4 protein-coding genes are annotated in these 3081 nt (G+C 46.2%); 1 reads left to right on the top strand and 3 read right to left on the bottom strand.

The window, feature by feature from the left end:
* Positions 1-361, top strand: a 361-nt coding sequence (locus H6F50_RS18540; protein WP_190429835.1) for a hypothetical protein, incomplete at its 5' end; no start/stop codon positions are given.
* Between the two features lie 35 nt (positions 362-396).
* On the opposite strand, the gene H6F50_RS18545 is transcribed toward H6F50_RS18540, so the two are convergent.
* The 3 genes from H6F50_RS18545 to H6F50_RS18555 are packed head-to-tail and all read right to left on the bottom strand — an operon-like array spanning position 397 to position 2927.
* The gene (locus tag H6F50_RS18545; protein ID WP_190429836.1) at positions 397-1857 is read right to left on the bottom strand and encodes an RtcB family protein; all 1461 of its coding nucleotides are present in this window, start codon (positions 1855-1857) and stop codon (positions 397-399) included.
* A 47-nt stretch (positions 1858-1904) separates the two neighbouring features.
* Positions 1905-2717 carry a lycopene cyclase domain-containing protein gene (locus H6F50_RS18550; protein WP_190411565.1) on the bottom strand — a complete coding sequence of 271 codons (813 nt, stop codon included), beginning with the start codon at positions 2715-2717 and terminating at the stop codon, positions 1905-1907.
* A 15-nt stretch (positions 2718-2732) separates the two neighbouring features.
* Positions 2733-2927, bottom strand: a complete 195-nt coding sequence (locus tag H6F50_RS18555; RefSeq protein WP_190411566.1) for a hypothetical protein — start codon at positions 2925-2927, stop codon at positions 2733-2735.
* Positions 2928-3081 lie beyond the last annotated feature (154 nt).

The following is a 3081-nucleotide window of genomic DNA, read 5'->3' on the forward strand; positions in this document are numbered from 1 at the left end:
TGGATGGACTAGAGCTGGAGACAATTACGGCAATAATGTGAAAGTTGAGAATTCCAAAACGTATACGGTCAAGTGCGAAAATGACGACGGCTGGTATTGGCAGCCGAGTCGAGAGCATCCGACATTAAGAATGTATTACAGAGGTTTTTTGCAACGTGGCTATACTTTCAAGTTTAGGTTAGATGAATATCCCGATCTTCTTGATTCTATTGACTGGGCTACTTGGGATTTTTTGGGTAATTTAGTGTTCGCCAAACAAGGAACGCTCTACAAATACAAGCTTAGGGACTTCAAAAAAGGTAAGCCTAGTTTCTGTAAAGATTTGGAATTTTTAGAGCAACCTAAAAAGCCAGAATTTTAGTAGGAGATGGCGATCGCGCAAATGTTAAATTTGCTTTATCCTTTGATATTTCCAATCGGTGTTAACCGCACCACCTTTTTGCTAATCCCCGCTAACTCCGCCGCTTCAATCACATCATCGATGTCTTTGTAAGCCGCACCCGCTTCTTCTGCTAGTCCAGACATTGAGGTACTGCGGACATAAATACCCTTCTTCTGCATATCTTTCAGGAGTGTTTCTCCCTTCCAAGCTTTTCGCGCCTTGGTACGACTCATTGTGCGTCCGCTTCCGTGTGCAGTGCTGAAGAAAGTCTGATCTCCGGTGGGTACGCCGACTAATAAATAAGATCCGGTTTCCATACTGCCGCCAATGATAACTGGCTGACCAATATTCTTGTAGCGTTCCGGAATATCTGCCATTCCCGGTGCGAAAGCGCGAGTGGCACCTTTACGATGAACGAGGAGCGATCGCTTTTTCCCATCCACAATATGACTCTCTAGCTTGGCGGTATTGTGTGCCACATCATAAACCATGTGCATCCCCAAATCTTCCGCCGAACGTTCAAAGATTTCCGAAAATACTTCGCGGATGCGATGCAGAATCACTTGACGATTGGCATAAGACATATTAATGCCGCATTTCATTGCAGCGAAATAGGCTTGTCCTTCCGGAGAATCAAAAGGCGCACAAGCTAATTCTCGGTCTAGTATTTTAATTCCATACTTGCTATCCATTACCTTTAAAAATCTTTGCAGATAGTCGGTTGCCACCTGATGACCAAACCCACGACTACCACAGTGGAACATCACCACCACCTGATCCGGCATGGTAATTCCCATCGTCTTGGCTAACTCTGGATCGAAAATATCTTGCTTTCGAGCAACTTGAATTTCTAAATAATGATTGCCAGATCCTAGAGTTCCAATTTGATTGAAACCCCGGTCAATTGCCTTATCACTAATCTTTGCAGAATCAGCACCTTTAATGCAGCCGTTTTCTTCAATGAGTTCTAAATCTTCTTCCCAACCATAGCCATTATTGACGCACCACTGAGCGCCTTGTTCGACCACTTTGCGAAAGTCATTCCGCGATAATTTCACAAAGCCACTGCTTCCCACTCCAGCCGGAACCCTTTCGTAGAGCTTATCTACCAGCTTTTTAATATAGGGTTTGACTTCATGGTAGGTGAGGTTTGTAACCATCAAGCGCATTCCGCAATTGATATCAAAACCGATACCGCCGGGGGAAATCACGCCCCCCTTTTCCACATCCATCGCCGCCACGCCACCTATGGGAAAACCATAGCCAAAGTGTCCGTCGGGCATACACATAGCATATTTGGTGATTCCTGGCAGCGTCGCTACATTCGTAACTTGGTCGTAAACCGCTTCATCTAATTCGGAAATTATCTTTTCTGTCCCATAAATCCGGGCGGGAACGCGCATCCCTTCCTTGTAGGAAACCGGAATTTCCCATACCGTGTCAGAAATTTGTTCTAAAAATTCCTTAATAGGCATCTCGGTTTTACTCCCAAAAGGTGATGTGGAAAATAGAGGCAACCATCTCAAACCGTATCGTTTCCAGACTCTACCTGAGCAAGAGCTTTTGGAAGTTCTGGTCGCCCATTATTGAGAATAGGGAAAGAGATGAGTGGTAGAAGCGATCGCATCTTCCCCACCAATAGAAACAGTAAAAGTCCTTGCACCACTAGCAGGTTCGTGATTAAAAAGAACGTCGCTTCCTCAATCGGCAACCCAAACGGCTTAAATCCAGTGCTATAGGTCTCAGAAATGCTCCAAATGCCCTGTCCGATGGCAATGCGGTCGGCTATCCACAGGTAAACTGTGGGGATTAGAGTGCCAATCAGCCAAGCATCTTTTCTGGCCCAGAGTTGCTTTGCTCCAACTCCCCACTGTAGCGCCAGTATGGGGCATGCCCAAGCTAAAATTAGCCCCATGTACACAGTCTTCTCCGACTGCAACATAAAAGCTCCCGCAATGCTGAGAACGAGCCAGAAAACGATGCCAGATGCTCGCAGCCAAGGAGAATCCTCCTCCTGTGCTGGCTCAGTTGTGAGAGGAAACAACCAGTACAGCCACAGACCTGTTAGAAGTGGCTGAAGGATGAAGAATAAATATTCCTCAACGGGCACGTAGCCAATCGTACCCACCACCCGATCCGTGCCATAGTTCCATACGTCGTGCCAAACCAGGTAATTGTCCCACGGTGTCGTATAAATCAGGGCAATCAGCGCAATCAGGGGTAGCCCTAACCACGCTCTCAGTCCTCCGATACCAGCTAGAGGTTGGCGTTGAACCCATGCTAGAAAGAGGATTGGTGGCAGGATAAAGACAAGGTGAAATGCAAAGTAGCTCATCTTGCTAGCAATACTCTAAACATTAATGATGCCGAAGTAAAAGCCAAAAAACAGCAACACAATCGCCAGAGTTGCTATCGTCAGGCTGATGCGAAATGCCTTCGGAGGCAAGTCTTCAGAGGTAATTACACTATCTCGTTGTACCTGAGTAATTGGCTTGGAGTTCTTGTCTGCCAGTTTTTGGGATGGATTGGTTTCTGTTGGTTCCATAGACTTTTTTTGCGTTCTTCATGACTTGCCTGCTGTCTATGTTGGAGAAACCGCTCTCAGCTTACCTCGTTCTTAAGAACTACCTTCGTGCGGGGTAGCGTTCTGCCAGAGGAGTTAGCCCTCATAAAGTTGGCTTGTAATTAGGAATACACGC

It is taken from the genome of Coleofasciculus sp. FACHB-712, assembly GCF_014695635.1.
GTDB lineage: Bacteria > Cyanobacteriota > Cyanobacteriia > Cyanobacteriales > FACHB-T130 > FACHB-T130.

Excerpts from the sequence above, each read along its gene's own strand:
- H6F50_RS18555 (WP_190411566.1), bottom strand. The coding sequence starts at position 2,927 with ATGGAACCAACAGAAACCAATCCATCCCAAAAACTGGCAGACAAGAAC.
- H6F50_RS18550 (WP_190411565.1), bottom strand. The coding sequence starts at position 2,717 with ATGAGCTACTTTGCATTTCACCTTGTCTTTATCCTGCCACCAATCCTC.
- H6F50_RS18545 (WP_190429836.1), bottom strand. The coding sequence starts at position 1,857 with ATGCCTATTAAGGAATTTTTAGAACAAATTTCTGACACGGTATGGGAA.